Source organism: Hydrogenophaga sp., from assembly GCF_050250835.1.
Classification (GTDB): domain Bacteria; phylum Pseudomonadota; class Gammaproteobacteria; order Burkholderiales; family Burkholderiaceae_C; genus Hydrogenophaga.
This window is the reverse complement of sequence record NZ_JBFWNX010000001.1, coordinates 295,096-315,002: the sequence shown is the minus strand read 5'-3', so window position 1 is coordinate 315,002 and position 19,907 is coordinate 295,096. Positions and strand designations below refer to the sequence as shown.

Here is a 19,907-nt window from a genome sequence, read left to right as displayed (position 1 = left end):
AGGCTTCGTGCGGCCGTCGGTTCGGCGTCCGGTGCTGGCCGGTGAGACAATGCGCGCACCTGTGCTTGCCCTCAGTGGCCCTTCATGCTCGTCGATACCCAACCCGCCACTTACCAGCACGTGCCCGCCTCACCGGAGGTGCGGGATACCTGGGTCGTCTCTCACCTTATCGGCGTGCTCATGGACAACGTGGGGCCGTCGCTGCTGGCCACTGCGCTGGCATTGCCCGTCCTGGTCTATCTCATGGCGGGGCATGTGGATGGCTGGGCGCTGGCGGTGTGGGCGGTGCTCATGCTGCTGATGCTGATCTACCGCTATCGGCTCATCGGCATTTACCGCTTGCGCTACGACAGCCTGGAAGGCCCGCAGCGCATGAATTTCGTGGAGCATTACCGCTGGACCTGGACCGCCTCGGCGTTCCTGTGGGGCGGGCCGGTGATCCTGAGCTACCAGCAGGCGCCGCAGGCGGTTCAGTTCATCTGCGGCCTGGTGGTGCTGGGCCATGGCCTGCTCACGCTCACTTCGTTCAGTGCCTTTCTGCCGGTGTTCCGCCACTACGCGGGCACATTGATCCTTTCAGTTTCCGTGGGCCTGGTCTACCACACCATCCGGCTGGTCGACAGGCCTGGAACGATCCAGGTGGGGCTGGTGTTGCTGGCGCTGTTGCTGGTGTTCTGGGGCTTGCTGGTGATGGCGGGTCGGCGCCTGCATGATGTTCACCGATCCAGTTTCGAGCTGCAGTTTTCCAACCAGGAGCTCATTGATTCGCTGACGCTGCAGACGCGCGCTTCGCTGCGCGCTGTGGCCACAAAAAACCGCTTCCTGGCTTCCGCCGCGCACGATCTGCGCCAGCCGGTTCATGCGCTGAGCCTGTACGCCGACTGGCTGGCCACCGAACCCGAGATGGCTCGAGACATCGCGCCGCGCATCCTGCAGTCGACCCGCGCGATCAATGAGCTGTTCGACTCGCTGTTCGACCTCACCCGCATCGACGCAGGCAACTACAAGGTGCGGTTGCAGCACGTCGACGTGCGCAAGCTGTTCGCCGATCTTTCGCTGCAGTTCGAGCCGGTGGCGGTGGGCAAGTCGCTGCGGTTGCGCACGCACGCCCGACCCTGCACGATCTGGTCCGACCCCGTGGTGCTGCGCCGAATTCTGGGCAACTTGCTGTCCAATGCGCTGCGCCACACCCACCAGGGTGGCGTCTTGCTGGGATTGCGCCAGCGAGAAGGCATGCTGGTGTTCGAGGTGTGGGACACCGGCGTGGGCATTGCGCGCGAACACCAGCAGGCGATCTTTCAGGAATTTTTCCGGGTGTCCCAGCACCAGGGCACCGAGGACAGCCTGGGCCTGGGGCTGACCATCGTTTCCAAGCTCACGTCGCTCATGGGCTACCAGTTGGCGCTCAATTCGGAGGCCAGCCGTGGCAGCGTGTTCCGGGTGATCCTGCCTGCGTTCACGCAGCAGGAGCCGGCAGCGGCGCCGGGCGCGGAGGAGGCTTAGAGGTCCAGGAGGCCGGCGGTTCGGGCCAGGTGACTGGCCTGCGAACGGCTCTTCACGTTCAGCCGGCGAAACAGCCGCCACAAATGCACCTTGACGGTGTGCTCGCTGATCTGGAGCTGCTCGGCGATGTCGCGGTTGCTCAGGCCCCGGTCCAGCATCACCAGCAACTGCTTCTGACGCTTGGAGAGTTTTTCCGGGATGGTCGGCGCATTTTCGTCTTCCACCTCGTCTGCCAGGAATTCGCGCAGCACCTTGGCGATCTGGGCCGCGCCGGCCGATTTTTCCACGTAGGCGTCGGCGCCGGCTTCACGTGCCAGGTCTTCGTAGTCGGACGATGGGGAGGCTGAGAGCACGATCAGGGAGGTGTCGGGCAACATCTGGCGCACTTCGAGCACGCCCGAGACGCCGTTGGTGTCGGGCAGCTTCAGGTCCAGGCAGACCAACTCAGGCTCACCATGCTCGGTAATGGCTTTGCTCACCGCGGCCAGACGCTCCAGTTCGACCACCTGCGTGGACGCCCTGAGGCGGCGAAGCAGCATGACGACGGCTTCTCGCATCAGCGGATGGTCGTCAATTACAAAAATACTCATGTCTGGCGCGCGGTAATAAGGGGTTTCAATTCGACAGCATATAGAGATCGGTACCGCTTGGCGATAGCTGGCGCCTTTCAAAGGCAGTCGTTCTTTTTACTTTCGCACGGTTTCTTTGCCGGGGATTCGAACTCACTGCCTCAAAATCGCCTGGATCTCTGGCTGAGGAACGAATGTACATGACTCAGGAACACGCGGGGGTAGATTTTCCACGAATCTTGGGTGGGGCCTGGCGCGTTGGCCGCTTCAGGCCGCGGGGGGCTGAAAATGCGCCAGGGCCGCGGCCAAGGCATCGGGGTCGGCCTGCTCGGCCAATTGGGGTTGCATCGAATCCAATGCTGCAACGCCAAGTTGTTGGAGGCCGGCAATGGCCTGGGCTGCCTGGCGCGGTGTTTCAAAGCCTCTGCTTTGCAACAGCAATTGCCCGGCGGCGTCCAGCAGCTTGAAGTAGAACAGGCCGTCGCTCTCGCGGTATTGCTTGAACGCGGGCGCGGCGGTTTTGACCGACTTTTCCTTCGTCCCGGTCGGGGCGCTGTCGAGCCGGCGCAGACCCACCGCGTCGCGCAGCCGTGCGGTGAAGGGGGTGGCGATGGCGCGTGCCTTGCGGGCGCCGGCCTGCAGGGTTTTCTCGATGCGGGCGGGGTCCTGAATCAATTGTTCGTAGATCACACGCATGGGCGCGATCTCGCGATCGAGCCGTTCGAACACCGCCTGCTTGGCGTCGCCCCAGGCGATGCCGTCGGCGTAGGCACGGGCCAGTGCGGCGGTTTCCTCGGCCGAGGCGAAGGCCTGGTACAGCTGGAACAGGGCCGAGCCCTCGGTGGATTTGGCCTCGCCGGGCGCGCGCGAGTCGGTCACGATGCCCATGATGAGCTTCTTCAATTGCTCGCGCGGCGCGAACAGCGGGATGGTGTTGTCGTAGCTCTTGCTCATCTTGCGGCCGTCGAGGCCGGGCAGGGTGGCCACGTGTTCCTCGATGACGGCTTCGGGCAGCGTGAAATGTTCGCCATAGAGGTGGTTGAAGCTGGCGGCCATGTCGCGCGCCATTTCAATGTGCTGGATCTGGTCGCGGCCCACTGGCACCTGGTGTGCGTTGAACATCAGGATGTCTGCGCCCATGAGCACCGGGTACATGAACAAGCCGGCCGTCACGCCGGCGTCGGGGTCCACGCCAGCAGCGGTGTTCTTGTCCACCGAGGCCTTGTAGGCGTGGGCGCGGTTGAGCACGCCCTTGCCCGTCACGCAGGTGAGCAGCCAGGTGAGTTCGGGAATTTCAGGGATGTCGGACTGGCGGTAGAAGGTCACGCGCTCCGGGTCGAGCCCGCAGGCCAGCCAGGTGGCGGCAATTTCCAGCGTCGAGCGCTGCACGCGCGCCGGCTCGCCCACCTTGATGAGGGCGTGGTAGTCGGCCAGAAAGTAGAAACTTTCCACCTCGGCCAGGCGGCTGGCGCGCACGGTGGGTCGGATGGCACCCACGTAGTTGCCCAGGTGGGGCGTGCCCGAGGTGGTGATGCCGGTGAGGACGCGTTGGGTTTTCATGAACGGATTCGGATCAGAGCAGCAGCAGGCGAACAGGCGTGAGCAGCACTTCGATGGCGCTGCCGGTGAGCATCATGAGCGGGCGCAGCCAGAGGTTGCCCACCACGCCGGTGATGACCAGCGCCATGACGATGAAGAAGCCCCAAGGTTCTGCGCGAGACACCAGCTCGGCCTGCTTCCAGGGCAGCAGGCCCACCAGGATTCGGCCGCCGTCCAGCGGTGGCAGCGGGAAAAGATTGAAAGCGAACATCACCAGGTTCACGAGCAGGCCGGCCTGGCACATCTTGAGGAAGAAAGGTTCTTCCACTCCCGCAGAAAGCAGCAGATAGAACAGCACGGTCCAGCCGATCGCCTGCAACAGGTTGGCGCCGGGGCCCGCCAGGGCGACCCAGATCATGTCGCGCTTGGGATTGCGCAGGCGCCCGAAATTCACCGGGACCGGTTTGGCGTAGCCGAACAGGAAAGCGCCTGAGGTGGCGAAATACAGCAGCAGCGGCATGGCGATGGTGCCAAGCGGGTCGATGTGCTTGATGGGGTTGAGGGTGATGCGCCCCAGCATCTCGGCGGTGTTGTCGCCAAAACGCTTGGCGGCGTAGCCATGCGCCGCCTCGTGCAGCGTGATGGCGAACAGCACCGGGATGGCGTAGAGGGCGACGGTCTGAACAATCTGGGCGAAATCCATGGGGTGGGGCGGCGTCGGGCAAACGCGTATTGTCCCAGAGCGCGCGGCTACAGGCCGAGCGCCGCCAGCGAGCCCTGGCCGGTGCGCAGCACCTCGGGCTCGCCACCGGTGCCCATGGGCGTGAGGTCGATCACCGTGGTGGGCTCCAGCGCACAGGCGCCCGCGCCGATCACACCGGCCAGTTCGTGCTCAAGACGCTCGCGGATATCGTGCGCGTCGTTCAGTGGCTCGGTCTCTTCAGGCAGGATCAGCGTGGTGGCCAGCAAGGGCGCGTTGTGCAGGTCCAGCAAGGCTTGCAGGGTCCGGTGCTCGGGCACGCGCAGGCCGATGGTCTTGCGAGACGGATGGCTGACGCGCCGGGGCACTTCTTTGCTGGCCTCCAGGATGAAGGTGTAGGCGCCGGGCGTGGCCAGCTTGAGCAGGCGGTACTGCCGGTTGTCCACCCGCGCGTAGCTGGCAAGTTCGCTCAGGTCGCGGCAGAGCAGGGTGAGGTGGTGCTTGTCGTCCACCTGCCGGATGCGGCGCAGGCGGTCGGCGGCGGCCTTGTCGTCCAGGTGGCAGACCAGGGCGTAGCTGGAATCGGTGGGCACGGCCAGCACGCCGCCGCGTTCCAGCAACTGCACCGCCTGTTTGAGCAGTCGCGGTTGCGGGTTCTCGGGATGGACGTCGAAGTACTGGGACATGGCTGGGCGCGAACCTACTGGATGCGCGACTCCAGCAGTTCCCAGACCGGCGTCACGCTGCCTGGCAGGTCGGGCAGCAGGCCGAGGTCGGTGTGGCTCTCTTCGGGGCTGTGGAAGTCGCTGCCGCGTGAGGCGGCGAGTCCGAATTCCTGGCAGTAGCCGGCGTACTTCACGTAATCGGCCTGGCCATGTGCGCCGGTCATCACCTCCACGCCCCGGCCGCCATGGGCCTTGAACTCGGTGAACAGCGCGAATTCTTCGGTGGGCGTGAGCTTGTAGCGCCCAGGGTGGGCGATCACGGCCACGCCGCCGGCGCCGGTGATCCAGCGCACCGCGTCGCCCAGCGCTGCCCAGCGGTGCGGCACAAAGCCGGGCTTGCCCTCGGTGATGTACTTGCGGAACACCTCGTTGGTGTCCTTGGCGGCGCCGATCTCCACCAGATAGCGCGCGAAGTGCGAGCGCGAGATCAGTTCGGGGTTGCCCACGTATTTCAGCGCCCCTTCATAGACTCCCGGCAGGCCCAGGCGGGCGAGATCGTCGCTCATTTCGCGTGCGCGCTCTTCGCGTCCGCCGCGCGTGGCGCGCAAGCCTGTAAGCAGGGCTTCGTTCCTGTGGTCCATGCCCAGGCCGACGATGTGCACCGTGATGCCGGCAAATGAAACCGAGATTTCCGTGCCGGTGAGGTAGGACAGGCCCAGCTCGCGGGCGGCTGCCATGGCGCGGTCCTGGCCGCCCAGTTCGTCGTGATCGGTCAGGGCCCAGAGTTCCACCCCATTGGCCTTGGCGCGCTGCGCCAGCGCCTCGGGCGTGAGGGTGCCGTCGGAAACGACGGAGTGGCAGTGCAGGTCGGCGTTGGTCAGGGTGTTCACCGTGTCATTCTAGGTTTTGCAGAATCACCGTGCTTCGCCGCGGCTACCCCGTGTTGCGCAACCCGGCCGCAATGCCGTTGATGGAGATGTGGATGCCGCGCCGCACCCGCTCGTCGCGGTCGGCCTGGTTCTCGCCGGCCCGGTAGCGCCGCACCAGCTCCACCTGCAGGTGGTGCAGCGGGTCGATGTAAGGAAAGCGATGGCGCATGGAGCGCTGCAGCGCGGCGTTGTTCACCAGGCGCTGCTTTTCGCCGGTGATGAGCGCCAGCGCTGCAGCAGTGCGGTGCCACTCGGATTCGATGGCGGCAAACACTTTGGTGCGCAGGCGCTTGTCGTCCACCAGTTCGGCATAGCGCGAGGCCAGCGCCAGGTCGCTCTTGGCCAGCACCATGTCCATGTTGGAGAGCAGCGTGCTGAAGAAAGGCCACTGCTTCACCATCTTCTGCAGCAGCGCCTTCTGGGCCGCCACGCCCTTGGCGCCATCGCGGTGCAGGAAGGCATGCACCGCCGAGCCGAAGCCGTACCAGCCCGGCAGCGTGAGTCGGCACTGGCCCCAGCTGAATCCCCAGGGAATGGCGCGCAGGTCTTCAATCTTCTGCGTGGCCTTGCGCGAGGCGGGGCGCGATCCGATGTTGAGCTCGGCAATTTCGCGGATTGGCGTGGCGGCAAAGAAGTATTCGGCGAAGCGTGGCGTGTCGTACACCAGCGCTCGGTAGGCCGTCATGCTCTGGCGCGAGATTTCGTCGGCTGCTTCCAGAAAGGCTTTGGGTGCAGCACGCGTGGGTTGCAGCAAGGTGGCCTCAAGTGTGGCAGCCACCAGCGTTTCCAGGTTGCGCCGGCCGATCTCGGGGTTGGCGTACTTGGAGCCGATCACTTCGCCCTGTTCGGTCAGGCGGATCTGCCCGCGCACCGTGCCCGGCGGCTGCGCAAGGATGGCCTGGTAGCTCGGGCCGCCGCCGCGGCCCACGGTGCCGCCCCTGCCATGGAACATCCGCAACTGGATGGCTGGCGGGCTTTCCTCGTTCAGCTTGTCGAACAGCTCGACCAGCGCGATCTCTGCGCGGTACAGCTCCCAGTTGCTGGTGAAGATGCCGCCGTCCTTGTTGCTGTCGGAGTAACCGAGCATGATGTCCTGCTCGCAGTAGCCGTCTGCCGAGCCGCGCTGCACCATGGCCCGTACGCCAGGCAATGCGTAGTACTCGCGCATGATGGGTGCCGCATTGCGCAGATCCTCTATGGTTTCGAACAGCGGCACCACGATCAGGTCGCTGGTCGCGTCGGCATCGAGCGTGCCGCGCATCAGGCCGGCTTCTTTTTGCAACAGCAGCACTTCGAGCAGATCGCTCACCGTCTCGGTGTGGCTGATGATGGCGTGGCGGATGGCCTGGGGGCCAAAGCGCTGGCGCCCGCTGCGTGCGGTGTCGAAGATGGCGAGTTCGCCCAGCGCATGCGCCGAGTAGGTGACGCCGGGCACGCGCAGCGGCCGTGCGTCGTTGAGCTGGCGCAGCAGCACGGCGCGCTTGCTCATTTCGTCCAGCGTCGAGTAGCTCGCTTCGATGCGCGCTGCGGCGAGCAGCTCGGCCACCACCTCCTCGTGCTTGTCCGAACTCTGGCGCAGGTCCACCGTGGCGAGATGAAAGCCGAACACCTGCACCGCGCGCATCAGCGGCGCCAGCCGGGCTCGGGCCAGCGCCTCGCCGTGGTGGGCCTTGAGCGATGCCTCGATGGTGCGCAGGTCCACCAGCAGTTCGTCCGGGCTTGTGTAGGGATCCTGCGGGGCCACGGCGTGGCGCGCCGCTTCACCTCCGGTGAGCCGCCTGAGCGTGGCAGCCAGGCGCGCGTACATGCCGGTGAGCGCGCGCCGGTAGGGTTCGTCCTGGCGGTGCGCGTTGGTGTCGGGCGATCGCTCGGCCAGCGCCTGCATGGCCGGGCTCACGCTGGTCAGCATGGCAGAGACGGAAAGCTCGGCGCCCAGGTGGTGCAACTGCGTGAGGTGGTGGCGCAGCACCATCTCGGCCTGGCTGTTCAGCGCAAGTTCCAGCGTCGGCGCGGTCACGTTGGGGTTGCCGTCGCGGTCGCCGCCGATCCACTGGCCCATGCGCAGGAAGGGCGCAATCTCGACTTGGCCCAGGCCGTCTTCGAGTTCGCGGTAGAGGCGCGGAATCTGGCTCAGGAAGGTCGCCTCGTAATAGCTCAGCGCATTCTCGATCTCGTCAGCCACCGTGAGCTTGGTGAAGCGCAGCAAGCGCGTCTGCCAGAGCTGCGTCACCCGAGCACGAATCTGCGCCTCGTTGTCACTGCGTTCGCGCGGCAGGATGTCGCGCTCGTCGCGCTCGGCCAGCAGGCGTGCGATGGCGCGCTCGGCGTCCAGGATGCTCTTGCGCTGCACCTCGGTGGGGTGCGCGGTGAGCACGGGCGAGATGTGGCTCTGCGCCAGCGTGTGCACCACCTCGGCCGGCGCGATGCCGGCCTTGTGCAGGCGTTGCAGGGTGCGCGCCAGGCTGCCTTCCTGCAGGTCACCCGCGCGCTCGTGCACCGCGCGGCGGCGGATGTGGTGGCGATCTTCTGCGAGGTTCGCCAGATGGCTGAAATAGGTGAAGGCGCGGATCACGCTCACTGTCTGGTCGCCGCTCAGCCCCTTGAGCAGCTTCTTCAGCGCCTTGTCGGCCGACTGGTCGTCGTGCCGCCGGAACGCCACCGATAGCTGGCGGATCTGTTCGATCAGGTCGTAGGCGGCCTGGCCTTCCTGCTCGCGGATCACGTCTCCCAGGATGCGTCCGAGCAGTCGGATGTCCTCGATCAGCGGCTGATCCTTGTCGGTGCGGTTGGGCTTGCGCGTCATGGCAGGGGGAGGAAGGAGTGAGGCCGGCGCTGCGGCAAACGACCATGCTAGCATCCAAAATCATCCTTCCAGTTACCAGCCGGGTACCGAATCACGCAGGTGTTCCGGCCCGGCAGACGCACCCTCTGCCCATGTCCACCAGTGCTGCTCCACAGGCCATCACCATCGCCACCCGCGAAAGCCGGCTCGCCTTGTGGCAGGCCGAGCACGTCAAGGCGCTGCTGGAAAGACTGGGCCACCGTGTGACGCTGCTGGGCATGACGACGCTGGGCGACCAGATTCTGGACCGAAGCTTGTCCAAGGTGGGTGGCAAGGGCCTCTTCGTCAAGGAACTCGAAGTCGCGCTGGAAGAAGGACGTGCCGACATGGCCGTGCATTCGCTCAAAGACGTTCCCATGGATCTGCCGGGCGGTTTTGCACTGGCCTGCGTGATGGAGCGCGAGGACCCACGAGATACCTGGGTGTCGCCGCATTGTGCGGGCCTGGCCGAACTGCCCGCCCAGGCGGTGGTCGGCACCTCCAGCCTGCGCCGCCTTGTGCTGCTGCGCGAAGCACTGGACCAGGCGGGCCGGACCGACGTGCGCATCGAACCGTTGCGCGGCAACCTGGACACCCGACTGCGCAAGCTCGACGAAGGCCAGTACCACGCCATCGTGCTCGCAGCCGCCGGGCTCAAGCGCCTGGGTCTGGCGGCTCGCATCCGTCACATTTTTGAACCTGCCGAATCGCTGCCCGCTGCCGGCCAGGGCGCGCTGGGCATCGAGGTGCGGGCGGATCGCGCCGATCTGCTGGCCGCCCTAGCGCCGCTGGCGCACGCGCCTACTTGGCAGCGCGTGGCGGCCGAGCGCACGGTCTCGCGTTCCATGGGAGGCAGTTGCTCGATGCCGCTGGCGGCGTATGCGGAATGGGGCGAGGCCGGCCAGTTGCGGCTGCAAGCGGCCTGGGGCGATCCCGAAGGCCGGCAGTCGGTGGTCCGCGTCGAGGGCCAGTCGGCGGTGCGGTCCCTGGCGGACGCCGAGGCACTGGGCCAGCGTGTGGCGGGCGACCTGCGCGCGGCGGGTGCGAAGCCGCCGCTGGCGGAGGCCTGATTCCTTGGCTTCGACCCCACGACCGGCGGCCGATGCACGTCGGCTGGAACGACTCATCGTCACGCGCCCGATGCCTGAGGCCCAGGCCTGGGTGAGCGCCTTGCAGGCGCAAGGCTGGCCGGCCCACGCGCTGCCTCTCATCCACCTCGGGCCACCCGACACGTCCGACGAGCGGGCTCGCCTGGAACACTGGCGCACGCACTGGTCCCAGGCCGACGCCATCCTGTTCGTGAGCGGTGCGGCGGTGAGCCATTTCTTTGCGGCCGGCGTCGCATCGCCGGTGCCCAATCTGCGCACGCGCTTCTGGGCGCCAGGACCAGGCACTGCCAGGCTGCTCGCTCAAGCACTGGATACCCTGGGCATGGACGCCGACCGGATCGACTCCCCCGCAGCCGACGCGGCTCAGTTCGACTCCGAGCACCTGTGGCCCCAGGTGGCCACGCAAGTGGGGCCGGGTCGCCTCGTGCTGATCGTTCGTGGCGCCTCGCCAGGCCGGAGCATGCCGGACGTGAGCGACGTCGCCGGCAACGGGCGCGACTGGCTGATCCGGCAATGCCTTGCACTGGGCGCGCAGGTCGAAGGCTGCGTGGCCTACGTGCGGCGCCCGCCCGGGTTCACGCTCGCCGATGAAGCCCTGATCCGTTCGGCCAGCGAAGCCGGTAGCGCGTGGTTGTTCAGCAGTTCCGAAGCACTGTTGCCGCTGCGCGACCTCCAGCCCTCCCCGGACTGGTCGCACACCACGGCGCTCGTCACGCACCCTCGAATCGGCGAGAACGCGCGAGAGGCTGGTTTCACCCGGGTGTTGGTGACACGGCCTGCGCTGAGCGACGTGCTGAGCGCCCTAGAATCGACATGGAACCGACCATGAGCGCAACGCCTCCCGACCTCACTCCGCCTCCGCCAGCCGAACCGGCTGTCTCCAGTCCCTCCGCGCCCGTGGCGGCACCGCCCCCTCCGCCGCGTGTCGGGCGGGGCGTGGCCTTGCTGGGTGTCACGCTGGCGGTGCTGGCGCTCGTGCTCGGTGGCCTGCTCTGGCAGAAGTTCAACCTGACCCAGCAGGAAATGGCCCGCCGCGCACTGGAATCCGCCAACCTGGCGAGTGACGCGCGCCGCTACGCCGAGCAGGCCGAGGCGCTCACGCAGGAATTGCAGGCCCGCCTCGCGGTGGCCGAGCTGCGCCTGTCCGAAGTGAGCCTGCAGCGCAGCCAGCTCGAAGAACTCATGCTCTCGCTCTCGCGCTCGCGCGACGACAACCTCGTGCAGGACCTGGAGTCGGCGGTTCGGTTGGCGCAGCAGCACGCCCAGCTCACAGGCAGTGCGCAGCCCTTGATTTCCGCCTTGCAGGCGGCCGACCAACGCATTGCCCGTGCCGCCCAGCCGCGCCTGAATCCGGTGCAGAGGGCAATCGCGCGAGACATCGACCGCATTCGCGGTGCCGCGCTGGCCGACATCCCCGCGCTCGTCCAGCAACTCGACGAACTGGCCCGCCAGATCGACGACTGGCCGCTGCTCAACCAGGTCGGCCCCGGCCACCCGGTGATGGTGCCCAAAACGATGGCGCGCAAAGCGGCTGCGGTGGCACCCGCGCCAGCGTCCGCACCTCCTGCGGTCGAGCCTGCGCTCGAGGGCCGCGCGAACGAGCCGACCGCTGACGGCACGCCACCGGGCTGGGGTGCGCGTCTATCCATCTGGTGGGCGGGCCTGTGGGAGCGCATGTTGGCCGATGTCTCGCGCAGCAGCCGCGAGCTCGTGCGCGTCAGCCGCATCGACCGCCCCGAGGCCCTCCTGCTCGCGCCCGACCAGGCGCTTTTCCTGCGCGAGAACCTCAAGCTCAAGCTGCTCAATGCGCGGCTTGGCCTGCTGGCCCGTCACATGCGCTCCAGCCAGGCAGACCTGATCGCGGTGGAATCGGCACTGGCGCGTTACTTCGACACCTCGGCCGCGCCCATCGCGCAGGCCCAGGGTACCCTGAGTCGTCTTCGCAAAGAGTTGGTCGAGAGCGACCTGCCTCGACCAGAAGAAACCCTGGCGGCGCTGAACGCGGCCGCTGGAGGACGCTGATGGCTGCGCGGTTAGGCGGTGCCATGCGCAGCGTGTTCTGGCTGCTCGGGCTGGCAGCCCTGGCGGTGGCGCTGGCGCTGCTCGTGGGCCGCAACGAAGCCTCGCTCACGCTGTTCTGGTCGCCTTACCGCTTCGACGTTTCCTTCAACTTTGCCGTCTTCTGCCTGATCGTCGGCTTTGTGCTCCTGTATGTCGCCCTGCGAGCCTTCGCGATGCTGCGCGACCTGCCAGCCCAGGCTCAGCGCTGGCGCAGCCAGCAGATCGAGCGCGTGGTCGTGGGCCATGTGCTCGACGCGCTCTCCCACCAGCTTGCCGGGCGCTTCGTTCGGGCCCAGTCCGCCGCACAGCAGGCGGTGGATCAACTCCGGACCGTGCCCTCAGGACAGTGGCCACGCCGAGACCAGATGCAATTGCTCGCCCATCTGCTGGTGGCCGAGAGCGCTCAATCGCTCCAGAACCGCGATCGGCGCGATGAAAATCTGCAGGCCGCGCTCAGCCCCCGGCTCGCCCGAAGTGCGCCCGATGCGCGCGAAGGCGCGTTGCTGCGCGCGGTGCGCTGGGCTGTGGAGGACCGCGATGGCGACGCTGCACGCAGCCGCCTTGCCGAACTTCCCCAGGGCGCAGGCCGACGCATCGTCGCGCTGCGCCTGAAGCTGCGCATCGCACGTCTGGGTGGGGCTTCCGGCGAAGCCCTGGAAACCGCGCGCCTGTTGGCCAAGCACCGCGCCTTTTCTCCCGAGGCATCGCGCAGCATCGTGCGCGGGCTCGCGCTCGATGCGCTGAACGAAGCGCACGACCTCGCCCAGCTGGATGCGGTCTGGAACGACCTCGACGCCGACGAGCGCACCATGCCCGAACTGGCTCTGGCCGCGGCCCGTCGTGCCAACCTGCTCGCGGAAGGCGAGCGAATCGACGGCAACCAAGAAACGGATCGACTGGCCGCAGCGCAACGCGTGCGTGCCTGGCTGGACCCGCTGTGGCCGATCTTTGACACCCTGAACCCCGCCCAGCAACGCCACTTGGTCCTGGCTCTCGAGCCCGGTCTTGACCAGCTGGACGCAGCAGGGTTGGCGCAATTGGAGCAATTGCAACGCCAGATGCCGCAGAACCCCAACCTGCAGTACCTGGCCGGCCAGGCCTGCCTGCGTCGTCAGTTGTGGGGCAAGGCTGCGCAAATGCTGGGACAGGCCAGCCACAGCCTGCGCGATCCCGGCCTGTTGCGCCGAGCCTGGCGGGGCCTGGCGGAACTGGCCGAAGAACGCGGAGACGCAGCCGCTGCGCAGGCGGCGTGGAAACACGCAGCGCTGCTGGACTGAAGACACCCCCCTGCGCCGCCGACGCGGCATCTCTGGACGCAGGCACGCGCTCTAAAAAATGGGATGTGACGCCAGGAGGAAGACTGGCGCCGCATGAAGCCGCGCCAACCGAGAAACAGCAAGGGTCCGGCCATGCCGGCCCAAGCTGTCGTCCCCCCCCCCAGCGCCGACAGGCGCGCCAGAGAGGGGGGAAGCCGCGTCAGCGGCGCAGAGGGGAGTTACCCTTCAAACGGCAGCGTCATGTTGCGCAGGTCCTTGCGCGTTTCCACCAGCACCAGAGGACCTTCGTCGATCACCACTGGCGGGCGGGGCTCGCGCGGCACATGGATCGGCTTGGGTTCGGCGGCGATGGCAGCCTGCACCTGAGCCACCTTGTGCGCGTCGGAGTTGACCCACTCCAGACCGCTGGCCTGGGCCACCTGCTGGAGTTCGTCGATCGACAGTGCATACGACTGCACTTTGGGCAGCGCCCGCGCGGTCGGGGCTGCAGGCGACTGCACGACCTGCGCTGCCACTGGCGGCGCGGGGCGGGGGCGAGGGGCCACCGCGACCGGTGCGACCGGCTCCACAAGGGGCACAGGTGCGACGACCGGCGCCACAGCCTCCACCGGGACGCGGGGAGATGCCGCTTCCGCCGAGGGGGTGTTCTGACTCACTGGCGCAGCGTCCTGGGTGGGCATGCTGAAGTAGCTGCGCACCGGTGCTTCGTAGGCGGCCGCCGCGGCTTCATCGGCCGGGGATTCGTAGGCCATCGGTTGTGTCACCGGGGCATCCGTGTCGGCTTCGGCTGGCGTTTCGGTTTCGCGTGGAGCGCGCTCGCGGCGATCACGTCCATAGCGATCGCGGTTGCGGTTGCGGCCCGTGCGCGGTGCGCCCGTTTCGGCCTCGCCTTCACGCGGTGCGGCATCGAGGGCCGCGTCGGCGCCCGCTTCGTTGGCGGCGAGATCCGGGGAGGATTCCGTTCGAGCAGCGGCGATGACGTCCTGACCCTGCTCACTGCCTGTGCGGCGGCGGTTGTCGCCGCGCGGGCGACGCTCGCGGCGCTGTCCCTCGGCTTGCTCGGGCGCCTGACCTTCAGCGGTCGGCGCGGCCACGGGCAACGCGGCAACTGCGCCGCTGGCTTCCACCGGTGCTGCGTCTCGGCGGCCCTCGCCGCGACCCTCGCGGCGGTTGCGGCCCTCGCCACGGCCCTCGCCACGAGGCTCATTGCGGCGGCCTTCACCGCGGCCTTCAACACCGCGGCCTTCACCGCGGCCCTCGCCACGACCTTCCACCGGGCGGCCCTCACTACCACGGCCACCGCGGCTACCTTCGCGGCCCTCGCGCGATCCACGGCCTTCCGAGCCGCCGTTGCGGCCACCGCGACCTCGACCATCACGACCAACATCACGGCGGCCATCGGCGCGTTCTTCACGCGCACCGCTTTTGCCCGTGGCTGGCGGCACCACGATCGGCGTGGTGGGCTTGGCGGGCGCCGTTTCGGCGCCGAACAGGCTTTTGAGCCGGCCGAAGAAGCCCTTTTCGGCTGTCGCGGGGGCGGGCGCCACCGGTGCCGGCTTGGCCAGCTGGGGCGCGGCAGCCACGGGAGCCACCGCAGTCTCGGGGCGCGGTGCGGCCACGGGGGCAGGACCATCGGGCAGCACGCCCTTGATCACCGGCTCCTGCTTGTTGGTGCGTTCCTGGCTGCGGCGCGTGAAGCTGGCGACGTCGTCCACTTCCTCGGCCATCTTGTAGCTCGCGTCCAGGTTGTCCAGGCGCGGGTCGTCGTGCTTCAGGCGTTCGAGCTTGTAGTTGGGTGTGTCCAGCGACTTGTTGGGCACCAGCAGCACACTGATGCGCTGCTTGAGTTCGATCTTGGTGATCTCGGTGCGTTTTTCATTGAGCAGGAAACTGGCCACTTCAACCGGCACCTGCACCAGCACGGCGGCCGTGCTGTCCTTGAGCGACTCCTCCTGGATGATGCGCAGGATCTGCAGCGCCGAGCTTTCGGTGTCGCGGATATGGCCTGAGCCCCCGCAACGCGGGCAGGGGATGGAAGCGCCTTCGTTGAGCGCGGGTTTCAGGCGCTGGCGGCTCATTTCGAGCAGGCCGAACTTGCTGATGGCGCCGAACTGCACGCGTGCACGGTCCTGGCGCAGCGCGTCGCGCAGGCGGTTTTCCACTTCGCGGCGGTTCTTCGACTCTTCCATGTCGATGAAGTCGATCACGACCAGGCCACCCAGGTCGCGCAGGCGGGCCTGTCGCGCCACCTCGTCGGCGGCTTCCAGGTTGGTGCGGGTCGCGGTTTCCTCGATGTCGCCGCCTTTGATGGCGCGCGCCGAGTTCACGTCCACCGCCACCAGCGCTTCGGTCTGGTCGATCACGATGGCGCCGCCCGACGGCAGGTTCACCGTGCGGCTGTAGGCGGTCTCGATCTGGTGCTCGATCTGGAAGCGCGAGAACAGCGGTGCGTCGTCGCGGTAGCGCTTCACGCGGTGCCCATGCTCGGGCATCACGTGGCTCATGAACTGATGAGCCTGTTCGAAGATGTCGTCGGTGTCGATCAGGATCTCGCCGATGTCGCTGTTGAAGTAGTCGCGGATCGCACGGATCACCAGGCTCGATTCCTGGTAGATCAGGAAGGCGCCCTTGGCACCCTGGGTGGCGCCGTCGATGGCGTTCCAGAGTTTGAGCAGGTAGTTCAGGTCCCATTGCAGCTCGGCTGCATCGCGGCCAATGCCGGCGGTGCGCGCGATGATGCTCATGCCATTGGGGTATTCGAGCTGATCGAGGGCCTGCTTGAGTTCCTGCCGGTCCTCGCCCTCGATGCGACGGCTCACACCGCCGCCGCGCGGGTTGTTGGGCATCAGCACCACATAGCGGCCGGCCAGGCTCACGAAGGTGGTGAGCGCCGCGCCCTTGTTGCCGCGTTCTTCCTTCTCCACCTGCACCAGCAGTTCCTGGCCTTCGCGGATCACGTCGTTGATGCGGGCCTGGTTGACCGAGACGCCGGCGGCGAAATACTGGCGAGAGATTTCCTTGAACGGCAGGAAGCCGTGGCGTTCTTCGCCGTAGTCGACAAAGCAGGCTTCCAGCGAGGGTTCGACCCGGGTGACCACCGCTTTGTAGATGTTGCCCTTGCGCTGTTCGCGCCCTTCGATTTCGATTTCGTAGTCGAGCAGCTTTTGCCCGTCCACGATCGCCAGGCGGCGCTCTTCGGCCTGCGTGGCGTTGATCAACATGCGTTTCATGATGCGTTTTCCTTCGTTCCAGCACACAACAGCGCCCGGGCCTTGGGCCCGAAGCGCCAACTCGCCGTGAACCTGCGGGAAAAGCGAACGAAGGGAGGAATTGCCGGAGAGCCGTTGACCCGCGGTTCGCGGGAGGCGTTCAACACAGGCGGGCACCGGGGTGCCGCGCGTCGAACCGCCAGGTCAGGGCGTAGGCGCGTGGAGTTGGGTGAACAGGGATGGCTCGATGGCTGTCAGCGACATGGATCTGGCCGGTCTCACTCTGATTTCACTTGTGTCCTCGCCCAGCCTCGTTCCGAGGCTGGGCGATTGGGGTATTCCGTATTCGGGTTCGCGTTTTCTTCAGCGGATTCGCCCGCAGCTTCGACCGATCCTGCGCCGTGCCTGGTTGACGCTGCAATGCGACAGTCAGGGGCGCCAGAACCGGGTGCTGAGGGTGGCAACCCACCCGCGTTTGGCCTCTTGCCCGGCAAGAACAGGCCTCTGCCCACGGTGACTGGCTTAAACTCAAAGCAAATCAATCACTTACGGCACACGACGGGTGTGGCGCATTATAGTCAGCTCCCCGCCCTTTGTGGTGGCCAAATTCCGCATCATGCCCAGCCAGCCGCCCCCTGCGGAAGTCCGACTGATCACCGTCGACGAAGAGTCGGCGGGCCAGCGCCTGGACAATTTCCTTATCCGCATGCTCAAGGGTGTGCCCAAATCGCACATTTACCGCATCATTCGGTCGGGTGAGGTGCGCCGCAACAAAGGGCGCGTGGGAGCCGATGACCGGGTCGCGCCCGGCGATCTGCTGCGAATTCCGCCGATTCGGCTTTCCGAGCGCGCCGAGGAAAAGGCGGCCAATCCTGCGCCCGCGCGCGAATTCCCCCTGATCCACGAAGACGATGCCTTTCTGGCGATCGACAAGCCCGCTGGCGTGGCCGTGCATGGCGGCAGCGGGGTGAGCTTCGGCGTGATCGAGCAAATTCGACAGGCTCGCCCGCAAGCCCGTTTCCTTGAATTGGTGCACCGGCTCGACCGCGAAACCAGTGGTGTGCTGCTGATTGCCAAGAAAAAGAGCGCGCTCAAGGCATTGCAGGATCAATTCCGCGAGCGTTCCACGGGCAAGACCTATCTGGCGCTGGTCAAGGGTGCCTGGCCGGCCCGGTTGAAGGTGCTCGACCAGCCTCTGCACAAGTTCTTGCTGCCCGATGGCGAGCGGCGCGTGAGGGTGACCGGCCGCGAAGACCCCGATGGCATGCGCTCGGTGACACTGGTGAAGGTGGCGTCCCGATGGCAGGCATCGCCGGGTGAGCCGGCCGCCATTTCACCCGATGGATTCACGCTCCTGGAAGTCACCATCAAGACCGGACGCACCCACCAGATCCGGGTGCATCTCGCCAGCGCCGGTCACCCGATTGTGGGCGACGACAAATACGGGGATTTCGAACTGAACCGCCAATTGCAGCGCTCAGGATTGAAGCGCATGTTCCTTCACGCCTGGCGCCTCGCATTGGTGCATCCGGTCGCGGCGACGCCAATCGAGTTACAAACTGAATTACCTCCGGAGCTCCAGGTCTGGCTGGCGTCGCTGAAACCTCATTAGAATTGCGCCTGCATCGCTGGGATGCAATGGACAATTCAAGCAGCGACCCCGCAATAAAGGACATTCACCATGGCAACGTATTCCGAACTGATGGCGCAGGCCCAGAACCTGATGGCGCAGGCCGAACAGGCTCGCAAGAACGAGATTTCTTCCGTGATTGCCGACATCAAGGCCAAGATGAAGCAATTCGGCATTACCGCCGCCGATCTGGGCGGCAGCGCCGGCGCGGGCAAGAAATCAGGAAAATCCAAATCCGGCGCTCCTGCCAAATACCGGGGACCCAATGGCGAACTCTGGGCCGGTGGCCCGGGGCGCAAGCCCGAGTGGGTGCGTGCCGTGCTGGCTTCCGGCAAGAGCCTGGACAGCTACCTCATCTGAAGCTTCCATCGCCCGCGCATGCAAAGGCCCGCTCTGGCGGGCCTTTGTCTTTGGTAACCTCGACGGCATGTACCGGATTCTCGTCGTCTGCATGGGCAACATCTGCCGCTCACCCCTGGCCGAGAGCGTGATGCAGGCCGATCTGGCGCGCCTGCAGCTCACGCATTCGGTGGAGGTCGATTCGGCCGGCACCTATGGCGGTCACCAGGGCGAGAAGCCCGATCGCCGGGCCATCGAACTGGCGCGATCGCGTGGCTATGCCCAGATCGAGACGCAGCGCGCCCGCCGCGTGCGCACCCAGGACTTTGAATCCTTCGACCTGATCCTGGCCATGGACCGGCACAACCTGGACCACCTGCGCCAGCAATGCCCGCCTGACCAGCAGCACAAGCTGCACCTGTTCCTGAACTACGCGGGCCTTGCGGCTCCCGACGAGGTGCCAGATCCGTACTACGGCAACGCTGAAGGCTTTTCGGCGGTGCTGGATTTGTGCGAAAGGGGCAGCCAGGGCGTGTTGCGGCGCGTGGCGCTCGAACTGGCCTGAGCGTGGCTGATCAAGGCTGCTGGTAGTAGCCGCGATACCAGTTCACGAAGCGCGCAATGCCTTCCTGCAGCGGAGTGGCCGGTGCAAACCCCACCCAGTCGCGCAGGGCATCGGTGCTGGCGTAGGTGGCGGGAACGTCGCCGTCCTGCATCGGCAGGAATTCTTTGACGGCCTGGCGGCCTAGTGCGGTCTCGATGCAGCCGATGAAATTCAGCAGGGGCACCGGGTCGTGGTTGCCGATGTTGAACACGCGATAGGGCGCGTCGCCGGTGGATGCCGGCGTGGCTGGCTTGTCGAGCACGCGGACCACGCCTTCGACGATGTCGTCGATGTAGGTGAAGTCGCGCTTCATGTCGCCATGGTTGAACACCTGGATTGGCCGGCCTTCGAGCACCGCCCTGGTGAAGCTGAAATAAGCCATGTCGGGCCTGCCCCATGGACCGTACACGGTGAAGAAGCGCAGACCTGTGGTGGGCAACTCATAGAGGTGGCTGTAGGTGTGCGCCATCAGCTCGTTGGCCTTCTTGGTCGCGGCGTACAGGCTCACCGGGTGGTCCACCGCGTCGGTCTCCTCGAACGGCATCTTGGTGTTGCCGCCGTACACGCTGGAGCTTGACGCGTAGACGAGGTGCTGCGGTCGCTGGGCGCGGCAGCCTTCGAGGACATGGCCAAAGCCAGCGAGGTTGCTGTCCAGGTACGCCATGGGGTGGCTGATGGAGTACCGCACGCCGGCCTGCGCGGCCAGGTGCACCACGGCGTCAAAGCGAGGCCCGGCGAAAAGCTGCGCCATGGCGGCGCGGTTGGCCACGTCGAGCTGTTGAAAGCTGAAGCCCGGATGCCCGCTCAACGATTGCAGACGCGCCCGCTTGAGCGAGACGTCGTAGTAGTCGTTGAGGTTGTCAATGCCCAGCACCGTGTCGCCCCGTGCCAGCAGGCGCAGGGCGGTGTGCATGCCGATGAAGCCGGCCGCGCCGGTGAGGAGGATGTGCAT

The 19,907-nt window shown here is 66.5% G+C and carries 16 protein-coding genes; 8 read left to right on the top strand and 8 right to left on the bottom strand.

The features are described 5' to 3' along the window. Positions 1 to 84: 84 nt before the first annotated feature. Positions 85 to 1,503, top strand: a complete 1,419-nt coding sequence (locus tag AB7F11_RS01425; protein ID WP_428291542.1) for a sensor histidine kinase — start codon at positions 85 to 87, stop codon at positions 1,501 to 1,503. On the opposite strand, the gene AB7F11_RS01420 is transcribed toward AB7F11_RS01425, so the two are convergent. The 6 genes from AB7F11_RS01420 to ppc all read right to left on the bottom strand — a co-directional run bounded on the left by AB7F11_RS01420 (position 1,500) and on the right by ppc (position 8,708). Further along, complete coding sequence (locus tag AB7F11_RS01420) at positions 1,500 to 2,093, bottom strand: LuxR C-terminal-related transcriptional regulator (protein WP_428299799.1); 594 nt, start codon at positions 2,091 to 2,093, stop codon at positions 1,500 to 1,502. The genes AB7F11_RS01425 and AB7F11_RS01420 overlap by 4 nt on opposite strands. Before the next feature lie 246 nt (positions 2,094 to 2,339). Then, positions 2,340 to 3,632 (bottom strand): tryptophan--tRNA ligase, encoded by a 1,293-nt coding sequence (locus tag AB7F11_RS01415; RefSeq protein ID WP_428291540.1) that lies wholly within the window; start codon positions 3,630 to 3,632, stop codon positions 2,340 to 2,342. 13 nt (positions 3,633 to 3,645) lie between these two features. Further along, positions 3,646 to 4,314 carry a site-2 protease family protein gene (locus AB7F11_RS01410; RefSeq protein ID WP_428291539.1) on the bottom strand — a complete coding sequence of 223 codons (669 nt, stop codon included), beginning with the start codon at positions 4,312 to 4,314 and terminating at the stop codon, positions 3,646 to 3,648. Positions 4,315 to 4,361: 47 nt separating this feature from the next. Next, positions 4,362 to 4,997, bottom strand: a complete 636-nt coding sequence (locus AB7F11_RS01405; protein ID WP_428291538.1) for an L-threonylcarbamoyladenylate synthase — start codon at positions 4,995 to 4,997, stop codon at positions 4,362 to 4,364. Positions 4,998 to 5,011: 14 nt separating this feature from the next. Further along, on the bottom strand, positions 5,012 to 5,866 hold the full coding sequence (locus AB7F11_RS01400) for a 3',5'-nucleoside bisphosphate phosphatase (RefSeq protein WP_428291537.1): 855 nt from the start codon (positions 5,864 to 5,866) through the stop codon (positions 5,012 to 5,014). 43 nt (positions 5,867 to 5,909) lie between these two features. Further along, entirely contained in the window at positions 5,910 to 8,708 is a 2,799-nt protein-coding gene (gene ppc, locus AB7F11_RS01395; protein WP_428291536.1) for a phosphoenolpyruvate carboxylase, read from the bottom strand. A gap of 131 nt (positions 8,709 to 8,839) precedes the next feature. Here ppc and hemC point away from each other — a divergent pair, with 131 nt between their 5' ends. Genes hemC through AB7F11_RS01375 form a run of 4 tightly spaced genes read left to right on the top strand, consistent with a single transcriptional unit; the run spans position 8,840 to position 13,173 of the window. After that, complete coding sequence (gene hemC, locus AB7F11_RS01390) at positions 8,840 to 9,796, top strand: hydroxymethylbilane synthase (RefSeq protein WP_428299800.1); 957 nt, start codon at positions 8,840 to 8,842, stop codon at positions 9,794 to 9,796. A gap of 4 nt (positions 9,797 to 9,800) precedes the next feature. Next, the gene (locus AB7F11_RS01385) at positions 9,801 to 10,664 is read left to right on the top strand and encodes a uroporphyrinogen-III synthase (protein ID WP_428291534.1); all 864 of its coding nucleotides are present in this window, start codon (positions 9,801 to 9,803) and stop codon (positions 10,662 to 10,664) included. Beyond that, a complete protein-coding gene (locus AB7F11_RS01380; RefSeq protein ID WP_428291533.1) occupies positions 10,661 to 11,857 on the top strand; it encodes a uroporphyrinogen-III C-methyltransferase in 1,197 nt (398 codons plus the stop codon). Before AB7F11_RS01385 ends, AB7F11_RS01380 begins: the two co-directional genes overlap by 4 nt. Positions 11,858 to 11,880: 23 nt before the next feature. Continuing rightward, complete coding sequence (locus tag AB7F11_RS01375) at positions 11,881 to 13,173, top strand: heme biosynthesis protein HemY (RefSeq protein WP_428299825.1); 1,293 nt, start codon at positions 11,881 to 11,883, stop codon at positions 13,171 to 13,173. Positions 13,174 to 13,391: 218 nt separating this feature from the next. On the opposite strand, the gene AB7F11_RS01370 is transcribed toward AB7F11_RS01375, so the two are convergent. Next, positions 13,392 to 16,403, bottom strand: coding sequence for an Rne/Rng family ribonuclease (locus tag AB7F11_RS01370; RefSeq protein ID WP_428299801.1), 3,012 nt, complete (start codon positions 16,401 to 16,403; stop codon positions 13,392 to 13,394). Positions 16,404 to 16,998: 595 nt separating this feature from the next. On the opposite strand from AB7F11_RS01370, the gene AB7F11_RS01365 reads away from it, so the two are divergent. The 3 genes from AB7F11_RS01365 to AB7F11_RS01355 all read left to right on the top strand — a co-directional run bounded on the left by AB7F11_RS01365 (position 16,999) and on the right by AB7F11_RS01355 (position 18,916). Further along, positions 16,999 to 17,994, top strand: coding sequence for an RluA family pseudouridine synthase (locus AB7F11_RS01365; protein WP_428289866.1), 996 nt, complete (start codon positions 16,999 to 17,001; stop codon positions 17,992 to 17,994). 69 nt (positions 17,995 to 18,063) lie between these two features. Then, the gene (locus AB7F11_RS01360; protein ID WP_428289867.1) at positions 18,064 to 18,372 is read left to right on the top strand and encodes an H-NS family nucleoid-associated regulatory protein; all 309 of its coding nucleotides are present in this window, start codon (positions 18,064 to 18,066) and stop codon (positions 18,370 to 18,372) included. Positions 18,373 to 18,439: 67 nt separating this feature from the next. Then, positions 18,440 to 18,916 (top strand): low molecular weight protein-tyrosine-phosphatase, encoded by a 477-nt coding sequence (locus AB7F11_RS01355; RefSeq protein WP_428289868.1) that lies wholly within the window; start codon positions 18,440 to 18,442, stop codon positions 18,914 to 18,916. Between the two features lie 10 nt (positions 18,917 to 18,926). On the opposite strand, the gene AB7F11_RS01350 is transcribed toward AB7F11_RS01355, so the two are convergent. After that, positions 18,927 to 19,907, bottom strand: a complete 981-nt coding sequence (locus AB7F11_RS01350) for an NAD-dependent epimerase (RefSeq protein WP_428289869.1) — start codon at positions 19,905 to 19,907, stop codon at positions 18,927 to 18,929.

Coding starts and splice junctions, on each gene's coding strand:
- ppc (WP_428291536.1), bottom strand. CDS start 8,708: ATGACGCGCAAGCCCAACCGCACCGACAAGGATCAGCCGCTGATCGAG.
- AB7F11_RS01375 (WP_428299825.1), top strand. CDS start 11,881: ATGCGCAGCGTGTTCTGGCTGCTCGGGCTGGCAGCCCTGGCGGTGGCG.
- AB7F11_RS01370 (WP_428299801.1), bottom strand. CDS start 16,403: ATGAAACGCATGTTGATCAACGCCACGCAGGCCGAAGAGCGCCGCCTG.
- AB7F11_RS01405 (WP_428291538.1), bottom strand. CDS start 4,997: ATGTCCCAGTACTTCGACGTCCATCCCGAGAACCCGCAACCGCGACTG.
- AB7F11_RS01380 (WP_428291533.1), top strand. CDS start 10,661: ATGAGCGCAACGCCTCCCGACCTCACTCCGCCTCCGCCAGCCGAACCG.
- AB7F11_RS01410 (WP_428291539.1), bottom strand. CDS start 4,314: ATGGATTTCGCCCAGATTGTTCAGACCGTCGCCCTCTACGCCATCCCG.
- AB7F11_RS01415 (WP_428291540.1), bottom strand. CDS start 3,632: ATGAAAACCCAACGCGTCCTCACCGGCATCACCACCTCGGGCACGCCC.
- hemC (WP_428299800.1), top strand. CDS start 8,840: ATGTCCACCAGTGCTGCTCCACAGGCCATCACCATCGCCACCCGCGAA.
- AB7F11_RS01365 (WP_428289866.1), top strand. CDS start 16,999: ATGCCCAGCCAGCCGCCCCCTGCGGAAGTCCGACTGATCACCGTCGAC.
- AB7F11_RS01360 (WP_428289867.1), top strand. CDS start 18,064: ATGGCAACGTATTCCGAACTGATGGCGCAGGCCCAGAACCTGATGGCG.
- AB7F11_RS01425 (WP_428291542.1), top strand. CDS start 85: ATGCTCGTCGATACCCAACCCGCCACTTACCAGCACGTGCCCGCCTCA.
- AB7F11_RS01355 (WP_428289868.1), top strand. CDS start 18,440: ATGTACCGGATTCTCGTCGTCTGCATGGGCAACATCTGCCGCTCACCC.
- AB7F11_RS01420 (WP_428299799.1), bottom strand. CDS start 2,093: ATGAGTATTTTTGTAATTGACGACCATCCGCTGATGCGAGAAGCCGTC.
- AB7F11_RS01350 (WP_428289869.1), bottom strand. CDS start 19,907: ATGCACATCCTCCTCACCGGCGCGGCCGGCTTCATCGGCATGCACACC.